Here is a 19,874-nt window from a genome sequence, read left to right as displayed (position 1 = left end):
GTAGCTTGTACAAGGTCGCAATTCTCAAATCCTCCTGATCAACCTCCTTATCTAGATTAAAGCGCCCCACATCGTATCAATCCGCAGCACCCGCCGGAAAAAATCATCAGATTTTTTCTGAGTGTCTGCGGAGTCTGCCATTTTATCTGAAATTTATTTAGCCGCTTACCCGCCCTCCGCCTGCATCGCCCGCTTTCCCTGTCCGCCTCCTCCCCTGCGGCCCCTTCAGCCAAAACATCCTCCCAAATATTCCAACTTATAAGTGGTGGTTTTTAATGGGGGTTAGTATTTATTATGTGTTTTTCCGGCGGAAACCTGGGAATCCCTTGACAAGTTTGTTTAATTTTTGTACTATATCAGTTAAAACATCAGCTTACATATTAGAGAAAGAGAGGAAATAAAATCATGGGTAAAATTATTGGAGAAGGTATTACATTTGATGATGTGCTCTTAGTTCCGGCATTTTCCGAAGTAATTCCGAACCAGGTTGATTTATCAACGAACTTGACGAAGAAGATTCGACTGAATATTCCGATGATGAGCGCAGGAATGGATACGGTTACTGAACACCGTATGGCTATTGCGATGGCTCGTCAGGGCGGAATTGGTATTATTCATAAAAACATGTCTATTGAACAGCAGGCGGATGAGGTTGATAAGGTTAAGAGGTCTGAGAATGGGGTAATTACGGATCCTTTTTATTTATCACCTGAACATACACTGGAAGATGCCAATAATCTGATGGCAAAGTACCGCATCTCAGGAGTTCCTATTACGGAAGGAAAAAAACTCGTCGGAATTATTACAAACCGTGATTTAAAATTTGAAGAAGATTTCTCTAAGAAGATTAAGGAGTCCATGACTTCCGAAGGGCTGATTACAGCAAAGGAAGGTATCACATTGGACGAAGCGAAGAAGATTCTTGCGAAGGCAAGGAAGGAAAAGCTGCCGATCGTAGATGATGAAGGAAACCTGAAAGGTTTGATTACAATTAAGGATATTGAAAAACAGATTAAGTATCCTTTGTCTGCAAAGGACGGTCAGGGACGGCTGCTCTGTGGTGCGGCGATCGGTATTACAGCAAACTTTCTGGAGCGTGTGGATGCACTGGTGAAGTCTAAAGTAGATGTGGTGGTTATGGACTCTGCACACGGTCATTCTGCGAATGTTCTGCGCACGGTACGCATGGTAAAAGAAAAGTATCCGGAACTTCAGATTATTGCAGGGAATGTTGCAACAGGGGATGCAACAAGGGCTCTGATTGAGGCAGGAGTCGATGCCGTCAAAGTTGGAATCGGACCTGGTTCTATCTGTACAACGCGTGTCGTTGCAGGAATCGGTGTTCCGCAGATTACTGCAGTTATGGATTGTTATGCAGTGGCAAAAGAATATGATATACCGATTATTGCGGATGGCGGTATTAAGTATTCCGGAGATATGACTAAGGCAATCGCTGCCGGTGCAAATGTTTGTATGATGGGCAGCATATTTGCCGGATGTGATGAAAGCCCGGGAACATTCGAGTTATTCCAGGGAAGAAAATATAAGGTATACCGCGGTATGGGCTCGATTGCCGCTATGGAGAACGGAAGCAAGGACAGATACTTCCAGGCGGATGCTAAGAAACTTGTTCCGGAAGGCGTTGAAGGACGGGTTGCATACAAGGGAACCGTGGAAGACACCGTATTCCAGCTGATGGGCGGTCTGCGCTCCGGTATGGGTTATTGCGGAACTCCTACAATTGATGAGTTGAAGCAGAACGGGCAATTTGTGAAAATTTCCGCGGCATCTCTGAAAGAGAGTCATCCGCACGATATTCATATTACAAAAGAGGCGCCGAACTACAGCGTGGACGAATAAAATACAGTTATACAGGAGCAGCCGAAGGACGGTTGCCCCTTGAATCATATAGAACCGGACAATTCCGGAGATACCCGAAATATTCAGCAATGAAGCAGGGATCCCGGAGCTGTCCGGTTTTTTATTTACTATAGCCGGTTCATGGGGTAAAAGCTCACTACGCCTGCAGGAGCTCTCTGTTACAGGGTACTCTTGCTAAGACAATTTTAATAAAATATTCATTTTTGTTTCGACAAAATATGATAAGATATAAACAGTTTTTGGATTGGGGAACAGGGATGAAAAGACGAAGATATACAAAAAGAAAAATAAACCTGAAGAATATAAGAATCGACAAGAAGTCTCTCTATATATATGGAGGAATCGTGTTTCTGGTAATCCTGACAATTGTCCTGGGAATCTATTCCTGCGTTGCTGATGGGAGAAGGAATCGTGCTAATACGGGCCTGTCTGTGGATGCCTCAGAGCCGAAGATTGATGTACAGCTGCTGGATGTGAATGAGTATTCGAGGCCGGGGACTGAATCTGATCCGATTACCGGCATCGTCATTCATTATACGGCGAATCCGGGCAGCACAGCACAAAACAACAGGGACTATTTTCAAGGGTTGAAGGACAGCCATGAGACGTCGGTGAGCAGCCATTTTGTGGTCGGCCTGGACGGAGAAATTATCCAGTGCGTGCCGACATGGGAGATTGCTTACGCTTCTAACAGTAGAAATCATGATACGGTTTCAATCGAATGCTGCCACCCGGATGAGTCGGGAGAGTTTAATGACGCGACTTATAAGTCTGTGGTTCAGCTGACAGCATGGCTGTGTAAAAAGTTCGGCCTGACGGAGCAGAATGTGATCCGCCACTATGACGTTACGGGTAAAATCTGTCCCAAATATTTTGTGGATCATGAAGATGCATGGGAACTGTTTAAAGGCGATGTGAAAGCCGCTCTGGAGAAATCCGTTAAGGAATAGGAGTAAAACTTCATATTCATGAAAAAAGGACCGGAAAAGCAGAAAATACGAACACAGGCGGTTAGTTTCTGCTTGCTATCATCTGGGAAAGTTGCTATAATATGGTGTATTGTTTTGGAATAAGAGATTAAAGGTGGACGTTGGAAGATGAATGATTTAGAGATGTACCGCGAACAGCTTGCTTTGTGTGATGATAAGATTATAGATGCGCTGGTTGAGCGCAATGCAATTGTAGAAAAGATCATGGCATATAAAGAGGAATACGGCATGCCGATTTTGCAGCCGGCACAGGAAGCCAAGCAGGAACGGAGACTGAAGGATAAGCTGGAAGGCTGTAAGTATCAGGACGAGATTTACGATGTGTTCAGGAGAATTGTACGTAACAGCAAGAGGATACAGGCAAGGAAGCTGTTTTCTTACAATATAGTACTGATCGGATTTATGGGCGCAGGCAAGTCTACGGTGTCTGATTATCTCAGCACAATGTTTGCGATGCGTATTGTGGAGATGGATCAGGTAATTGCGGAACGTGAAGAAATGAGTATTCCGGATATTTTTGCCACATATGGTGAAGAATATTTTAGGGAGCAGGAAACAAAACTGCTGATCGAACTGCAGGATAAAAAGAATACTATTATATCCTGCGGAGGCGGAGCAGCCCTCCGGGCGGAGAATGTAACCGAGATGAAGAAAAACGGCCGTGTAGTTCTTTTGACTGCGAGTCCGGAGACCGTTTATGAACGGGTGAAAGACAGTGATGACAGACCGGTGCTCAAAGAGAATAATAATGTAGAGTTTATTGCAGATCTGATGGAAAACCGCCGTGAGAAGTACGAGGCGGCTGCCGATATCGTGATACAGACTGATAACAAGACGGTGCTGCAGGTTTGTGAGGAACTGATTACAAAGTTAATGGAGATGGATGCGGAATAATGTTTGACAGATTTTTTCCGGATGACTATAAGATGTCTACATATGTCATCCCATTTGAAAAATTATATGAAGAAGGATTCAGAGGCGTTATATTTGACATAGATAATACACTTGTACCTCATGGCGCCCCTGCGGATGACCGCGCTAAAAAACTGTTTGCCAGGCTGAAGAAAATCGGTTTTTCTTCATGCCTGATTTCAAACAATCAGGAAGCGCGGGTCAAGATGTTCAATGAAGAGATTCAGACGAACTATATTTATAATGCCCATAAGCCATCCACAAAGAATTATAAAAAAGCGATGGAGATTATGGGGACGGACGATTCCAATACTCTTTTTGTAGGAGACCAGTTGTTTACTGATGTGTGGGGGGCTAAGAGAAGCGGCATCCGCAATATACTGGTTAAGCCGATTCATCCGAAGGAGGAGATTCAGATCGTATTGAAACGGTACCTGGAGAAGATTGTACTGCATTTCTATAAAAAGAAGCAAAAGAAGCGGATCTCCGGGTAAAAAAAGGTTGAAAAATGAATGAAACTATTATAAAATTATAAACAGTGTAAAAAGGTAGGCGCATTGGCAGCGCAATTGAAGGAGGATTACAATGATATCAGCAGGAGATTTTAAGAATGGATTAACCGTTGAGATTGAGGGGAACATCTATCAGATTTTGGAATTCCAACATGTAAAACCAGGTAAAGGTGCAGCGTTTGTAAGAACAAAGTTAAAAAATATAATTAACGGCGGTGCTGTTGAAAAGACTTTCAGACCCAATGAAAAGTTTGAACAGGCCCGTATTGACCGTAAGGACATGCAGTATCTGTATCAGGACGGAGATTTATTCAACTTTATGGATGTTGAGACATATGACCAGATCGCACTGAATGCTGAAGTGGTGGGTGACGCTTTGAAATTTGTAAAAGAAAATGAAGTCGTAAAAATCTGTTCTCATAATGGAAATGTATTCTCTGTTGAGCCGCCATTGTTTGTAGAGCTTGCAATCACAGAGACAGAGCCGGGATTTAAGGGTGATACTGCACAGGGAGCAACAAAGCCTGCGACCGTAGAGACCGGGGCAGTTGTAATGGTACCTCTGTTTGTAGAGCAGGGAGATGTCTTAAAGATTGATACACGTACAGGGGAATATTTGTCACGTGTTTAATTTGGAAAGAAACAGAGCAGGGGATGCTTTATGACAGGGCTGCCAGGAAGGGCATGGGCCTGTATTTGGCGCCTGTGCCGCTAGCTGTATCTGAGAAAAACCGATGCCGGATATGAGGGCTATGGGAACTCCGTGTGGGAATCTGAGGATTTCCTGAACCGGGTTTCCAGAAAATTTGATTTTAGAATCAAGTTTTCCCCGCATATCCGGCATCCTTTTTTAGATGCAGTAAGCACACAACGGTGTTTTACAACGTTATATACCAGTATAGCACTGGGAATGCATCGGTTAGATGAAGGGCAACAATATTTTGCCTCATTTGGGATTGTGTTTTTGATGAAAATCATATATAATTTACTCACCTAATATGTTTCAAATCATTATTTTATCATGGACACAGGTCGTGTCACTTTTCCTATTTTGTTTTGATGAGCACAGAAAATTTGAAAGGAGAATTATGAATTATCAGGAATTTTTGTGTGCTGTTGAACAGGAATTAAATAAAAAATTAAAGGAGGGGATTCAGGCGAGCGTCTATACTGCCCGAAAGAATAATGGCAGTGAGAAGCAGGGAATTATGATTAAGGCAGATGGTGTGAATGCGGCGCCGGCTATTTATCTGGAAGAACTATTTGAACGGGTTCTGAAGGGAGAACGGATGGACAGGGTTGTCCAGGAGATTCTGGACTTTTATGAAGAGGTGGACTGCAGTAAAGTGTGGGACTGCAGCCAGTTTCAAAAGTATGAAAATATCAGGGATCGTGTGGTATTCCGTCTGATCCATACGGAAAAAAACAAAAAGCTTTTGGAGTGTATTCCATTTATGGAAGTACTGGATTTATCGATTGTGTTCTATGTACTTTTAGAACAGGACAGGAATGGGACGGCCAGTATTCAGATCAATCATGAACATCTGAGGATGTGGGGCGTACAGAAAGAAGAGTTGTACCGGGCTGCGGTCAGAAATGTAACAAACCTTCTGCCGGCAGAGTTTTATACTATGCGCCATGCCATAGAGGAGATGTTGGAGGTGGACTCGGATGAGGAGGAGAATCTGCTGGAAATTCAGAACGATGAAAAGAAAGATGTTATGTACGTTTTGACGAATTCACTCCGCAATTATGGAGCTGCATGCCTGCTTTACCCTCATGTACTGGAGATGGTGGGGGAGATGTTAAAAGAAGACTATTATATTCTGCCCAGCAGCATACACGAACTGATTATTGTTCCGGAATCCAAGGCGCTCGACGCGGATGAAATGAGCGAGATGGTTGTTGAAATTAATGAAACCCAGGTAGAACCGGAGGAAGTACTGAGCGATCATGCCTATTTTTACCAAAGAGAGGAGAAGAAGTTAATGTCCAGGAAAAAGGGGGATGCGTGGTGCAAAGAGAGGGGATAGATCGTACACGGGACACCCTGGAAACGAGTCATTCCCTGTCTGTCGGGTGCGCCAGCTCCATATAGGGGGAGACGAAAGCCCCCGGAGGAACCTGTCTGTCGGACAGGTTCCTCCGGGAGGATTTGGGCTGCTCCTCCATGGAACGTTTCCCGATCCGCACCGGGGTGAAAGCTCTTCACGAAATCTTGTTTTCCTCTTTACATTTCATAAATTTTGTGCTAGGATAATAAAGCATTCTGTTAAGGGTTCATTCCATTACAGCAGAATTGCACAGTAATTATGCGTCTGTAGCTCAGTGGATAGAGCAATGCCCTCCGGAGGCATGTGCGGCGGTTCGACTCCGCCCAGACGTGTATTTTTTATGCCCTGGAAAAAGTTTCGTATTAAAATAAGTGTTTTAGTACCGGGCTTTATCAGAAGGCTGGTAATACATTTCCAGGCATTTTATTTTATATAGATAAGACGTAGCGTACTCAGTGAAATTACTGAGCGTGGATTAAACAAAAGAGAATCAGAGGAGAGGGTTAGATCATGTCAGGGTATAAGACGGCGTTTAGGAGGGCTTTTCCTTATACGATCCCGGTACTGACGGGATATCTGTTCATAGGGATTGCTTTTGGTGTTATGTATGCGGAAAAAGGATATTCTGCCTGGTGGGCGGTTTTAATGAGCTTGCTTGTTTATGCGGGGTCGGGGCAGTATCTGGCTGTGAATTTTTTTGTGCCGGGTATTTCTTTTCTGCAGGTCATATTTATGACTTTGATGGTGAACATCCGACATGTATTCTATGGCCTGTCCCTGTTGGATAAGTTTAACAAAATGGGCGGCAAGCGCTGGTATATGATCTTTGGACTGACGGATGAGACGTACTCTCTTTTGTGTACAACCAAAATTCCGGAAGATGTTGAGGAAGATAAGTTTCTGTTTGCTATTGCGCTTCTGGATCAGAGCTACTGGGTCATCGGCTCAGCCATCGGAGGAATTTTAAAGAGCGTACTGCCCATCAACGCCGAGGGAATAGAATTTGCCATGACCGCCCTGTTTGTTGTGATATTTGTGGAGCAATGGATGGAAGCAAAAAATAGGATACCTGCAATGATCGGTGTTGTTTCAGCCGTTTTATGCCTTCAGATTTTCGGAAGCGGAAGCTTTGTGTTCCCGACAATGATTCTGAGTATTTTGATCCTCTTTGCTGCAAGAAAACGCCTGGAAGGGGAGGTGGAGACATGCCCGTAAATGTAGGAACTTCATTATGCATTATTTTGGCCGTGGCTGTCACTACATTTGCCACAAGAGCAGTGCCATTTTTAATATTTCCCAAGGGGAAGACGATCCCCAAGACAATTGAGTATCTTGGGAAAGTCCTGACTCCGGCTGTTATCGGGATGCTGGTCGTATACTGTTTGAAGGACACCCCCATAACGACGGCCCCCCATGGTCTTCCGGAAGCATTAGCCGTGCTGGCCGTGATCGTGCTGCATGTCTGGAAGCGCAACAACCTTTTGAGTATTGGAGCAGGTACTGTATTCTATATGTTTCTGGTACAAGCCGTATTTTAAGCGGCCGGCAAATTGGGCCCGCTGAATAATAGAGAAGCAAAAAAGCGTTCCGGTCATCGGACTTTCTGCAAATGCCTATCAGAGGAATATAGATAAAGCAACGCAGAGCGGGAGGAATAGATATTTCCCAAAGCCGGTTGATTCGGAACGCTTTTTTCATACGCTGGGTGAATTTCTTTAGATGAGATTCACCTTTTTGTTCATAATATAATGTGTTGCGGCGTATTCCAATACTGTTGTAACAAATATCAGGATTCCGCTTAATCGAAACAATTTAAATAAGTAATGCCCTACATTGCCTGCACCAGGCGGGTAGTTGCTGCCGTTTGGAAATATGCCAAGGGCAGCAAGGATTATAAAGGTAAATATTTGAATGATTGTAGATATTATTATGTAGGCAATAACGGAGCACAGCACTCTGTGGCCCGGAAACAACTGCCCAATTGCCACACAGGAATAGATCATGATGACGCTCCCTATACTGCTGGCCAGTATAAATAACAGCATGTACAGACTGTAACGGCCGAGCGGCATCCCAAGTGACTCTGTTACCTCGGAGGCGATTCCTGCGTAGGCTGTTGTAACATTTTTACCGCTGACCAAAATGTAAAGACTCAAGCTGTAGAGCAAAATATCAATGACATACCAGATTGTACCGGATATAATCTTGGCCCAGAGCTGCTGTGCAGGGGTTGCAGGCAGGGTCCATGTCAGATATCCTTCATCTGTAAACAGATTTTTATAAAAACGGATACCAAGCAACAACATCACTCCAAAGGATACTGCCGTAAACAGAAGCAGAAAAATGGATATAAATAAGCCAAGAGAGGTGATCAGGACATTCGCTTCTGCGCTGAAGTCGAGTTTCTCAAGAAAGAAAAACCGTCCGAGTATACTGGCCAACAGCAGCAGTGCGTGGAGTATGATAAATAACTTGGCTCCATATTTTAAGTCGTATTTAATGAGTCTGCCTAACATTTGAATACCTCCCTGAATAAAGCATCTACGGATTTCCCTTCCTTTGTGCGGATCTCGTCTACAGAAGCATTCAGGGAAAGCTGTCCGTTCTGGATAAAAAGTACTCTGTCGAGTACATTCTCAATATCGGTGATGAGGTGTGTGGACAGAAGAATGGTCGCATTCTCGTTATAATTGGTCAGAATCGTGTGCAGGATATAGTCCCTCGCAGCAGGATCCACACCGCCGATCGGCTCGTCCAGGATATAAAGTTCGGCATCCCGGCTCATGACCAGCACAAGCTGGACTTTTTCCTTCGTGCCTTTAGAGAGGGTACGCAGCCGTGAGTGCGTATCGATCTCCAGATCGTGCAGCATTTTCCTGGCGCGGTCCAGATCAAAATTATCATAAAAATCTAAAAAGTAGGATAATATATCGTCCACCCGCATGTGGTCATTCAGATAGCTTCTTTCCGGCAGATAGGAGACCAGCTTTTTTGTCTCTGCTCCGGGAGCCAGGCTGTTGATCATGACTCGTCCGTCAGTAGGGGTTAGAAGACCGTTAATCAGCTTGATCAAAGTCGTCTTTCCGCTGCCGTTGGGGCCAAGAAGCCCTACAATCTGCCCTCTGTCCAGAGTCAGGTTCAGGTTGGAGAGCGCATAGAAGTTGTTATATTTCTTAGTCAGTCCCTGACATTCCAGAATTGGTTTCATTTACTTTTCCTCCTTGATTGTCTCCTGGATTAATTCCAGAATCTCTTCATCCCCAAAACCGAGCAGCTTCATCTTTTCAAAAAATTGATGAATATGTTCGGATGCTAAATCTTTTTTCATCTTTTTCAGCATTGCATCATCCTCCGTGATAAATCTGCCGCTGGTTCTCTGCGAATATACCAGGCCGCTTCTTTCGAGTTCGGAGAGCGCTTTCTGCATGGTATTGGGGTTCACGGAAGCATCGAGAGCCAGGTCACGTACGGATGGGAGCTTATCTCCGGGATTATATATGCCGGCAATGATGTCCTGCTGGATGCGCTCCATGAGCTGCAGATAGATAGGGCGGTCATTATCTAAATCCCATGGCATCTAAGTCACCTCTTTTTCTGTATGATAAAGTTTTTGGAATACTGTATTATCTGTATAGTACAATCATACAATGAGGCGCCTTAGATGTCAAGTACTAGTACATCGAATAACAATTAACTTGCTGTTATGCTGAGATGTACTAGTCCCCGGTCTTTTCATTCTCCCTGATAATTCTATCCATGAGAGCAGGGTCAAATTTCCCGTTCCTGAGCATTTCGATTTCATATTTATATGGTGCATAGGATTTTTTCTCGTATGTTGGGGAGGGGACATAAGGTGTCTCCAGAATTTTCGGTACATTTTCAAAATCCTTGTGGTGGACAATATAGTTCAGAGCATCAAAGCCGATCTCTCCGAAACCGATATTTGCGTGCCTGTCCTTGGCAGCTCCGGGTATGTTTTTGCTGTCATTAACGTGGAATACTGCAATCTGGTCTTTTCCAAGGATTTGATCAAACTTATCGATCACGTCATCAAAATGGCCGATTATATCATATCCGCTGTCGCTGGTATGACAGGTGTCAAAGCATACCCGCAATTTATCGTTATACTTAACGCCGTCGTATATACGGGCCAGTTCCTCAAAAGTCCGGCCAATTTCTGAGCCTTTTCCAGCCATTGTTTCCAGTGCGATGCAGCAGTCCGTATCCTTTGTCAGAACCTCGTTCAGTCCATGGATAATCTGCTGGGTACCGGTCTCGACGCCGGCGCCGACATGTGCGCCCGGATGGAGAATCAGCAGATGGCTTCTGCAGGCAATCGTACGCTGCAGTTCTTTATCCAGAAATTCCACTGCCAGCTCAAAAGTTTCCGGCTTTACTGCATTCCCCAGGTTGATGATGTAAGGGGCGTGTACAATAATCTCGTCGATTCCGTGTTCCTTCATATATTCCCATGCGGGTTCGATATTCAGCTCGCTGATATCTTTGCGGCGTGTGTTCTGCGGAGCCCCGGTGTAAAACATAAACGTGTCTGCTCCGTATGAAACAGCTTCCCTGGCGGAGCCAAGAAGCATTTCCTTTCCGCTCATTCCTACGTGTGATCCTATAATCATACTTTATTCCTGCCTTTCAAAACAGTATTTCGGGTTCGGGGTATGGGAAACATACTTAAATGCCCCAAAATACGGGGAGAGTTCCCTCATAACACTTGCCCTCCCTGATTATACGTGATAAAATAGCAAAATGGAAGAAAATTAGAACGGAGTGTGGAATAAAATTGAAGACATTATTGGAACTGATTACCATAGAGATGCAGAAAGCCTTTCGGGAAGCGGGATACGATGAGGCTTTTGCGAAAGTGACTTTGTCCAACAGGCCGGATTTATGCGAATACCAGTGCAACGGTGCGATGGCGGCTGCAAAGACCTATAAAAAGGCGCCATTTGTCATTGCGGAGGATGTTCTGGGGAAGCTCGGAGAGTGTTCCTGCTTTGAGACCGCAGAAGCGGTCAGGCCAGGGTTTATTAATCTGAAGATGAGTCCTGCGTACGTGGCAGCCTATCTGAATAAGATGGCGGCTGCGGAGGGCCTTGGCGTGGAGAAAGCCGCACAGCCGAAGATGATTATGGTAGATTACGGCGGCCCCAATGTGGCAAAGCCGCTTCATGTAGGCCACCTCAGATCTGCGATTATCGGCGAGAGTGTTAAGCGTACTGCGAGGTTTAAAGGACACAAGGTAATCGGAGATATTCATCTGGGAGACTGGGGATATCAGATGGGGCTGATTATTACAGAGCTGGAGAAGAGAAAGCCTGATCTGGCATATTTTGACGAAGCGTATGAGGGAGAATTTCCAAAAGAAGCTCCTTTTACGATCAGCGAGCTGGAGGAGATTTATCCAACTGCCAGCGCATATGCCAAAGAACATGAGGAATACCGTGACAAGGCGCTGCAGGCCACATTTCTTCTGCAGAATGGGCACCGTGGCTATCGGGCCATCTGGAACCATATCATGAATGTATCCGTGGCGGATCTTAAGAAGAATTATGAGAGTCTGAATGTGGAGTTCGACCTTTGGAAGGGCGAGGCGGATGCGCAGAAGTATATTCCCGACATGGTGCAGCGGCTGAAAGACGAAGGTTATGCCCATTACGACCAGGGCGCGCTTGTAGTCGATGTGCAGGAGGAAGCGGATAAAAAAGAAGTGCCTCCGTGTATGATCCTGAAGTCAGACGGCGCGGCCTTATATGATACGACAGACCTGGCAACGCTGGTGGAACGGGAAGCACTTTACCAGCCGGACAAATTAATTTATGTGGTGGACAAGCGTCAGGAACTGCATTTTGTACAGGTATTCCGCTGTGCAAAGAAAACGGGAATTGTGCGCCCGGAAGTGGAAATGAAATTCCTGGGATTTGGTACGATGAATGGGAAGGACGGCAAGCCGTTTAAGACAAGAGAAGGCGGAGTCATGCGCCTGGAGAATCTGATCCGTGAGATCAATGAAACGATGTATGGCAAAATTATGGACAATCGTACCGTGAGTGAGGAGGAAGCGCAGAATACAGCGAAGATTGTGGGACTTGCGGCAATCAAGTACGGTGATCTGTCCAATCAGGCATCCAAGGATTATGTTTTTGATGTAGACAGATTTACCTCCTTTGAAGGGAATACGGGGCCTTATATCCTGTACACGATTGTACGGATTAAGTCCATTTTGAATAAGTATCAGGAAGGAAAGGGAGCCCGGGAGGGCCTGGCGGTAAGGGACGCACAGAGCGAGTTTGAGAAGGCGCTGATGCTGGAGGCGGTCAAGTTCAATGACGTGATTGACGCGGCCTTCGAGGAGAGTGCACCGCACAAGATCTGTGCATACATTTACGACCTGGCCAACGCATTTAATAAATTCTACCATGAGACGAAGATTCTCACAGAAGAGGATGAGGAACGCAAAGCAGGATATATTGCTCTTCTAAAGCTGGTGAAAGAGATTTTGGAGACTTGTATTGATTTGCTCGGCTTTGAAGCGCCGGAAAGGATGTAAATACAGAATATGACAGAAAAGTTATTTTATGAAGACAGTCATAAAAAGGTGTTTACCGCAAATGTAGAAATGTGCCGGCCAAAAGGGGAATATTACGAGGTGGTCCTTGACAGGACTGCCTTTTTTCCAGAGGGCGGCGGACAGTATGCGGATACGGGCTGGCTTGAAGATATCAGGGTGACGGATGTACGGGAAAGAGACGGCATTATCTACCATGTCATGGAGGCGCCTTTAGAGGAAGGTCTCAAGGTGACGGGGAAAATAGACTGGGATATGCGCTTTTTGAAGATGCAGCAGCATACCGGAGAGCATATTGTATCGGGACTTGTGCATGCCGGATTCGGATACAATAATGTGGGATTCCACCTGGGCAGTGAAGACTGCACCATGGATTTTGACGGGGAGATCACAAAAGAGCAGCTGCGGGAGATTGAGTGGCAGGCCAATGAAGCAGCCGTGAAAAACCTGGAGGTGCAGGTGTCCTGGCCATCCAAGGAGGAACTGGCTTCGTTGGAGTACCGAAGTAAGATCGAGATAGAGGGGGCGGTCAGGATTGTGACGATCCCTGGTTATGATGTCTGTGCCTGCTGTGCTCCGCATGTAAAAAGAACAGGCGAGATCGGCCTGATTAAGCTGACAAATGTCCAGCGGTATAAAGGCGGCGTGCGGGTCACGATGCTGTGCGGGTTCCGTGCCCTGGCTGACTATGACGCTAAGGAACAGCACGTGAAGAATATTTCTGCTCTCTTGTCTGCAAAAGAGGATAAAATCAGCCAGGCGGCGGAGCATCTGAAGGAAGAGTGCGGCCGTCTGAAGGCAAGGCTTTTGGAAGAACAGAAAAAGCTGCTGGAGTACAGGGCCGGCGGGATATCCGGGGAGGAAGCCTTCGTATGCCTGTTTGAAGAAGGGCTGGAAGGGGACGGCCCCAGAATCCTGATGAATCTGGTTCTGGCGCGCGGAGCAGAGTGCTGCGCAGTATTTCTGAAGACGGAAGACGGGGCATACCGCTATGTGATCGGCAGTACAAATACGGATATCCGTCCCCTTGCAAAAGGGCTGAACGAAGCGTTCGGCGGACGCGGAGGCGGTAAGCCGGAGATGGTACAGGGATCTCTAAAAGGGAAAGAAGAAGAAGTGAGGGTGTGGATAGAGGAGAAAGCGAGGATAACAAAAGAATGAATAAGAATCCGGAATCAAAGCAGTTCTGGCGGCTGTTTGGTCCACTTCTTTTGTATTGGGTCATCCAGTTCGTTGCAAGATTTATAGTGGAAATGTTCGCAATCATTCCACATCTCGGAGAAATTATAGATTACAGTGCATTTTCCGATAATATGACGCAGGATGAGATTATGAATCTGGCGTGGCAGAATGCAGGCAAGGTCATGGAGATCGTGCAGAAGTATCAGGTTGAGATCCTTGGGTTCGCGGCCCTTTTTACGATTCCGCTGACACTGTCGCTGTTTTTAATGGACAGAAAAAGGGAGAAGCTGCTGAATATTCCGCAGAATAAGAAGGCAAATATCTGGAAATACGGCGAAATCATCGGGCTTGGCGTGGCAGTATGTATCGGGGCGAACTGTCTGACAATCATGAGCAGCCTGGCAATGACAAGCCAACAGTATCAGGAGACTTCGGAAGTGTTCTATTCGGCCAGCGTGCCGGTTCAGATCTTCTGCCTCGGGCTCGTAATACCACTGACCGAGGAACTCATGTTTCGGGGAGTTCTGTTTAAAAGATACAGGGAGCGCGGCAGCTTTATGAAGGCCGCGGTTTGTTCCTCTCTTTTATTCGGGCTGATCCATGGGAATATAGTGCAGTTTTTGTACAGCTTTATTTTGGGACTGCTGCTTTCTTACGTTTATGAGAAATACGGTTCTTTCAAGGCTCCTGCTGTGCTGCATGTGGTGGCTAATATTACCTCATTGATTGTCACCGAGATCGGGGGATTCGACTGGCTTGCCGCAAAAGTTTCCAGAATGGGAATCGCGGCAGTAGTCTGCGCTTTTGCAGGTTCCATTATGTTCGTACTTATTCAGAAAATCGATGAAAAACCGGATGTGACTCCGCCTCCTGCGGAAAATAAGATTACACCGGATATGTTTCGGTAAATAGAACAAATTGAGTTACTATTCACGGGGCCGTGAATAGTAACCAATTTGAACATAAGCCGGTTACAGGACACTGAAGAGGTGTATGTACCCGGCTTTTCAATTGGCATAGAGGAGGAAAATGCCTTAAAATTGTGAGAAGTTGAGGTATAAATATGAAAATAGGAAGAAATATCTGGAAAAACAGGTAGAATAATTTATATTGACAAATTAATAGACAATTCAAAATAAAGTTTTTATTTACAAATAAAAAAAACTGTAGTATAGTAGGAAAAAATAAAAAGTCAACATTACTATTATGGAGAAAGGAAAGGGATTATGGGTGAACTAAATACGGGCCGGCAGACCGGACTGTACCGATTCGGTTTTGAACATGACAACTGCGGGATCGGGGCGGTTGTGAATATTAAGGGCATAAAAAGCCATGAGACAGTGGTGAATGCCTTGAAAATTGTAGAAAATCTTGAACATAGAGCAGGCAAGGACGCCGAGGGTCAAACAGGAGATGGTGTAGGAATCTTACTTCAGATTTCACACAGATTTTTCTCTAAGGTTTGTAAACCCCTCGGTTTTTCTTTGCCCCAAAATAGGGATTATGGGGTGGGGATGTTCTTTCTTCCCCAGGACGAACTCAAAAGAAATCAGGCGAAGAAGATATTTGAGGTAATCACTGCGAAGGAGGGACTGCAGTTTCTGGGGTGGAGAGAAGTGCCTGTAAAACCTGACATTCTGGGTAAAAAGGCGGTCGACTGTATGCCGTGTATTATGCAGGCATTTATCGGCAGGCCGAAGAAAATAGAACAGGGACTTCCCTTTGACAGACGGCTCTATGTGGTGCGCCGGATCTTTGAACAGAGCAGCGACGATACATATGTGGCTTCACTTTCCAGCAGAACAATTGTCTACAAAGGGATGTTTCTGGTCGGGCAGCTCAGGATGTTTTTTGAAGATCTGCAGGATGAGGATTATGAATCCGCAATCGCGATGGTGCATTCCCGATTCAGCACGAATACGAATCCGAGCTGGGAGCGGGCGCATCCGAACCGCTTTATGGTGCACAACGGCGAAATTAACACAATACGCGGCAACGCGGATAAAATGGGGGCCAGAGAGGAGACAATGGAATCCGGTTATCTGAAAGGTGAACTGCACAAGGTACTGCCTGCAATCAATACTTCCGGTTCCGATTCCGCGATGCTGGACAACGCGCTGGAGTTTATGGTGATGAGCGGCATGGAGCTTCCGCTGGCAGTTATGATTGCCATACCGGAGCCATGGGCAAATAACCGCAGCATGTCCCAGAATAAAAAGGATTTTTACCAGTACTATTCAACCATGATGGAGCCCTGGGACGGGCCGGCCTCCATTCTGTTCTCGGACGGAGACTGTATGGGAGCGGTTCTGGACCGCAATGGCCTGCGCCCTTCCAGATACTATATCACAGAGGATGATAACCTGATTCTTTCTTCCGAAGTGGGAGTATTGGAGATTGATCCTGCGAAGATTATCTTAAAGGAGCGCCTGCATCCGGGGAAAATGCTGCTTGTTGACACCATAAAGGGAGAAGTGATTGACGATGAGGCCCTGAAGGAAAAATATGCAAATGAGTACCCATATGGAGAATGGCTGGACAGCAATCTGATTCAGCTGAAAGATCTGAAGATTCCGAATCAGGATGTGCCAAAGTATACAAGGGAAGAATGTACAAAGCTGCAGAAAGCATTCGGCTATGCCTACGAAGATGTAAAAACGTCTATATTGAATATGGCCCGGACAGGAGCCGAAGGGATTGCGGCAATGGGGATTGATACTCCGCTGTCTGTCCTGTCCCATAAAAACCAGCCATTGTTCGGTTACTTTAAACAACTGTTTGCCCAGGTAACCAATCCTCCAATCGATGCGATCCGGGAGGAGGTAGTTACTTCTACGACCATATACATCGGGAAAGACGGGAATCTTCTGGAGAAGCGGGAGGAAAACTGCAAAATGCTCCAGGTAAATAATCCGATCCTGACAAACACGGATATCCTGAAAATCAAAAATATGAAGGTGGATGGCTTCTGTGTGGCTGAAATACCCATTATATATTATAAGAATACAAGCCTGGAAAAAGCCATGGATTATCTTTTTATTGAAGTTGACCGGGCAATCAGGGAGGGGGCAAACATCCTGATCCTGTCGGACCGGGGCGTGGATGAATACCATGTGGCCATCCCGTCGCTTTTGGCCGTATCGGGCCTGCAGCAGCATCTGGTGCGCACAAAGAAGAGGACATCTGTGGCAATGATACTGGAATCCGGGGAGCCGAGGGAGGTACATCATTTTGCAACACTGCTGGGTTACGGCGCCTGTGCGATCAATCCATATCTGGCTCACGAGTCCATTCGCCAGCTGATTGATACGAACATGCTTCACAAGGATTACTATGCCGCTGTGGATGATTATAACGATGCGGTGATTCATGGCATAATCAAGATCGCTTCCAAGATGGGGATATCTACGATCCAATCTTATCAGGGGGCAAAAATATTTGAGGCGTTAGGTCTGAAGGAAACGTTTATCAGCCGGTATTTTACAGATACGGTCAGCCGGATCGGCGGGATCGGTATCGAAGAGATAGCAGGGGATTATACGGCATTTCATTCTGAGGCATTTGATCCGCTCGGACTGGATGTAGATATGACGCTGAACAGTATTGGAAAACATAAATCCAAAAGCGGGGGAGAAGAGCATCTCTATAATCCGCGGACCATCCATATGCTGCAGCAGTCATCGAGGCGCGGTGATTACGGTTTGTTTAAGCAGTACACGAAGATGGTGGACGAGGAAGGAGAAAAGATCAATCTGAGAGGACAGCTTGATTTCAACTATCCTGCTAAGGGCATTCCCCTGGATCAGGTGGAAAGCGTAGAGTCTATTGTGACGAGGTTCAAGACTGGCGCCATGTCCTACGGATCCATTTCCAAAGAGGCGCACGAGACCCTTGCCGCAGCCATGAATCAGCTGCACGGCAAGTCAAACAGCGGGGAAGGCGGCGAAGATATTGAACGTCTGGACACGGACCGCTGTTCTGCTATCAAACAGGTGGCTTCCGGAAGATTCGGCGTGACATCGCGTTACCTGGTCAGCGCCCGGGAGATCCAGATCAAGATGGCGCAGGGCGCCAAGCCAGGGGAAGGAGGGCATCTTCCCGGAGAAAAGGTATATCCCTGGATTGCAAAGACGCGTCATTCCACACCAGGAGTCAGCCTGATCTCACCGCCTCCGCACCATGATATTTATTCCATTGAGGATCTGGCGCAGCTGATCTACGACTGTAAAAATGCAAACAAAGAAGCACGGATATCCGTCAAGCTGGTGTCTGAGGCAGGGGTTGGAACCGTAGCCGCAGGCGTTGCAAAAGCAGGAGCGGAAGTGATCCTGATCTCCAGTTATGACGGCGGTACGGGAGCTGCCCCCAGAAGTTCTATTCAGAACGCAGGCCTGCCCTGGGAACTGGGCCTGGCGGAGACACACCAGACACTGATCCAAAACGGGCTGCGGGACCGGGTGCGGATTGAGACCGACGGGAAACTGATGAGCGGCAGGGATGTGGCAATTGCGGCGCTTCTGGGTGCGGAAGAGTACGGATTTGCAACCGCGCCTCTGGTGACCATGGGATGTGTCATGATGCGGGTGTGCAATCTGGATACCTGTCCGGTGGGGGTGGCAACGCAGAATCCGGAGCTCAGAAAACGGTTTTTGGGTAAACCGGAATATGTGGTGAATTTTATGAGATATATCGCAGAAGAACTGCGGGAATATATGGCGAAGCTGGGAGTACGCACTGTCGATGATCTTGTGGGCCGGACGGATCTCTTGAAGAGGAAGGAAATTCCGGCGTCAGAACGGGCATCCGTTCTGAACCTGGACAGCATACTTTACAATCCCTATTCAGGAGAGCGGAAGGGGAGAATTTTCAATCCAAAGAAAGTATATGATTTTGGGCTGAAAAAAACGCTGGATGAGAAAATTCTTTTGAAACAACTGCTTCCGGCTCTGGAAAAAGGGCAGAAGAGAAGCATAGAGGTAGCTGTCTCTAACACGGACCGTACATTTGGCACCATGTTTGGTTCTGAGATTACAAAGCGTTACCCCGAAGGCCTGCCAGAGGACAGTTTTGTCGTAAAATGCAAAGGCGCCGGCGGGCAGAGTTTCGGTGCGTTTATTCCAAAGGGACTGACTCTGGAACTGACAGGGGACAGCAACGACTATTTTGGAAAAGGGCTGTCGGGAGGAAAGCTGGTTGTGTGCCCGCCTAAAGGAACCAGGTTCAAAGCCAGTGAGAATATTATTATCGGCAATGTAGCACTTTATGGAGCAACGAGCGGAAACGCTTATATTAACGGCGTGGCGGGTGAAAGATTCTGCGTGCGCAATTCTGGAGTACGCGCGGTAGTTGAAGGGGTAGGAGATCACGGATGCGAGTATATGACCGGTGGCCGTGTTGTGATTCTGGGACAGACAGGGAAAAATTTCGCAGCCGGAATGAGCGGTGGTATAGCCTATGTACTGGATATGAAAAACGATCTATACCGTAAAGTAAATAAAGATATGGTAAATATTGAGAGGCTGACGGATAAGTACGATGTCCAGGAACTGAAAAATATGATTCAGGAGCACGTTGCATACACAAACTCCGTGATCGGTAAAGAGATACTGGATCATTTTAAAGAATATCTGCCCAAATTCAAAAAGATCATACCGGAAGATTATGAGCGCATGATGTCGGCAATTCTGCAGATGGAAGAAAAGGGCTTAAGCAGTGAACAGGCAAAGATGGAAGCATTTAACAAAATCAAAAAGGGAAGATAGGA

16 protein-coding genes and 1 tRNA gene are annotated in these 19,874 nt (G+C 46.2%); 13 read left to right on the top strand and 4 right to left on the bottom strand.

Annotated elements, in window-relative coordinates:
- Nucleotides 1–405: 405 nt before the first annotated feature.
- The 9 genes from guaB to BN1938_RS00570 all read left to right on the top strand — a co-directional run bounded on the left by guaB (nucleotide 406) and on the right by BN1938_RS00570 (nucleotide 7,886).
- Nucleotides 406–1,860, top strand: coding sequence for an IMP dehydrogenase (gene guaB, locus BN1938_RS00615; RefSeq protein ID WP_050638740.1), 1,455 nt, complete (start codon nucleotides 406–408; stop codon nucleotides 1,858–1,860).
- Between the two features lie 278 nt (nucleotides 1,861–2,138).
- Nucleotides 2,139–2,831 (top strand): peptidoglycan recognition protein family protein, encoded by a 693-nt coding sequence (locus BN1938_RS00610; protein WP_050638739.1) that lies wholly within the window; start codon nucleotides 2,139–2,141, stop codon nucleotides 2,829–2,831.
- A 147-nt stretch (nucleotides 2,832–2,978) separates the two neighbouring features.
- On the top strand, nucleotides 2,979–3,764 hold the full coding sequence (locus BN1938_RS00605) for a shikimate kinase (RefSeq protein WP_050638738.1): 786 nt from the start codon (nucleotides 2,979–2,981) through the stop codon (nucleotides 3,762–3,764).
- A complete protein-coding gene (locus BN1938_RS00600; protein ID WP_050638737.1) occupies nucleotides 3,764–4,276 on the top strand; it encodes a YqeG family HAD IIIA-type phosphatase in 513 nt (170 codons plus the stop codon). Before BN1938_RS00605 ends, BN1938_RS00600 begins: the two co-directional genes overlap by 1 nt.
- 91 nt (nucleotides 4,277–4,367) lie before the next feature.
- Nucleotides 4,368–4,925 carry an elongation factor P gene (gene efp / locus BN1938_RS00595; protein ID WP_025656772.1) on the top strand — a complete coding sequence of 186 codons (558 nt, stop codon included), beginning with the start codon at nucleotides 4,368–4,370 and terminating at the stop codon, nucleotides 4,923–4,925.
- Nucleotides 4,926–5,382: 457 nt separating this feature from the next.
- Nucleotides 5,383–6,327 (top strand): DUF5688 family protein, encoded by a 945-nt coding sequence (locus BN1938_RS00585; protein WP_050638735.1) that lies wholly within the window; start codon nucleotides 5,383–5,385, stop codon nucleotides 6,325–6,327.
- A 281-nt stretch (nucleotides 6,328–6,608) separates the two neighbouring features.
- Nucleotides 6,609–6,680: transfer RNA gene (locus BN1938_RS00580), tRNA-Arg, on the top strand.
- Between the two features lie 178 nt (nucleotides 6,681–6,858).
- Nucleotides 6,859–7,563 carry an AzlC family ABC transporter permease gene (locus BN1938_RS00575; RefSeq protein ID WP_050638734.1) on the top strand — a complete coding sequence of 235 codons (705 nt, stop codon included), beginning with the start codon at nucleotides 6,859–6,861 and terminating at the stop codon, nucleotides 7,561–7,563.
- The gene (locus BN1938_RS00570; protein WP_050638733.1) at nucleotides 7,554–7,886 is read left to right on the top strand and encodes a branched-chain amino acid transporter permease; all 333 of its coding nucleotides are present in this window, start codon (nucleotides 7,554–7,556) and stop codon (nucleotides 7,884–7,886) included. Before BN1938_RS00575 ends, BN1938_RS00570 begins: the two co-directional genes overlap by 10 nt.
- A 177-nt stretch (nucleotides 7,887–8,063) precedes the next feature.
- Here BN1938_RS00570 and BN1938_RS00565 read toward each other — a convergent pair whose 3' ends face one another.
- The 4 genes from BN1938_RS00565 to BN1938_RS00550 all read right to left on the bottom strand — a co-directional run bounded on the left by BN1938_RS00565 (nucleotide 8,064) and on the right by BN1938_RS00550 (nucleotide 10,979).
- A complete protein-coding gene (locus tag BN1938_RS00565) occupies nucleotides 8,064–8,864 on the bottom strand; it encodes a hypothetical protein (protein ID WP_050638732.1) in 801 nt (266 codons plus the stop codon).
- Nucleotides 8,858–9,556 carry an ABC transporter ATP-binding protein gene (locus BN1938_RS00560; protein WP_050638731.1) on the bottom strand — a complete coding sequence of 233 codons (699 nt, stop codon included), beginning with the start codon at nucleotides 9,554–9,556 and terminating at the stop codon, nucleotides 8,858–8,860. Before BN1938_RS00560 ends, BN1938_RS00565 begins: the two co-directional genes overlap by 7 nt.
- Nucleotides 9,557–9,925 (bottom strand): GntR family transcriptional regulator, encoded by a 369-nt coding sequence (locus BN1938_RS00555; protein WP_025656778.1) that lies wholly within the window; start codon nucleotides 9,923–9,925, stop codon nucleotides 9,557–9,559. It lies immediately after the preceding gene.
- A gap of 139 nt (nucleotides 9,926–10,064) precedes the next feature.
- Entirely contained in the window at nucleotides 10,065–10,979 is a 915-nt protein-coding gene (locus BN1938_RS00550) for a deoxyribonuclease IV (protein ID WP_050638730.1), read from the bottom strand.
- Nucleotides 10,980–11,143: 164 nt separating this feature from the next.
- Between BN1938_RS00550 and argS the strand changes: the two genes are divergently transcribed.
- The 4 genes from argS (at nucleotide 11,144) to gltB (ending at nucleotide 19,872) form a co-directional block, all read left to right on the top strand.
- Nucleotides 11,144–12,910, top strand: coding sequence for an arginine--tRNA ligase (gene argS / locus BN1938_RS00545; RefSeq protein ID WP_050638960.1), 1,767 nt, complete (start codon nucleotides 11,144–11,146; stop codon nucleotides 12,908–12,910).
- A 9-nt stretch (nucleotides 12,911–12,919) separates the two neighbouring features.
- Nucleotides 12,920–14,089 (top strand): serine-tRNA(Ala) deacylase AlaX, encoded by a 1,170-nt coding sequence (locus tag BN1938_RS00540; RefSeq protein WP_050638729.1) that lies wholly within the window; start codon nucleotides 12,920–12,922, stop codon nucleotides 14,087–14,089.
- Nucleotides 14,086–15,018 carry a CPBP family intramembrane glutamic endopeptidase gene (locus BN1938_RS00535; protein WP_050638728.1) on the top strand — a complete coding sequence of 311 codons (933 nt, stop codon included), beginning with the start codon at nucleotides 14,086–14,088 and terminating at the stop codon, nucleotides 15,016–15,018. The genes BN1938_RS00540 and BN1938_RS00535 overlap by 4 nt, the downstream gene beginning before the upstream one ends.
- A gap of 318 nt (nucleotides 15,019–15,336) precedes the next feature.
- Nucleotides 15,337–19,872 carry a glutamate synthase large subunit gene (gene gltB / locus BN1938_RS00530; RefSeq protein ID WP_050638727.1) on the top strand — a complete coding sequence of 1,512 codons (4,536 nt, stop codon included), beginning with the start codon at nucleotides 15,337–15,339 and terminating at the stop codon, nucleotides 19,870–19,872.
- Nucleotides 19,873–19,874 lie beyond the last annotated feature (2 nt).

Origin of the sequence: Eubacterium sp. SB2, assembly GCF_001244405.1 — a bacterium.
In the GTDB taxonomy this organism is placed as follows: Bacteria; Bacillota; Clostridia; order Lachnospirales; family Lachnospiraceae; genus Faecalicatena; species Faecalicatena contortus_B.
This window is presented reverse-complemented; position numbering and strand designations above follow the sequence as displayed.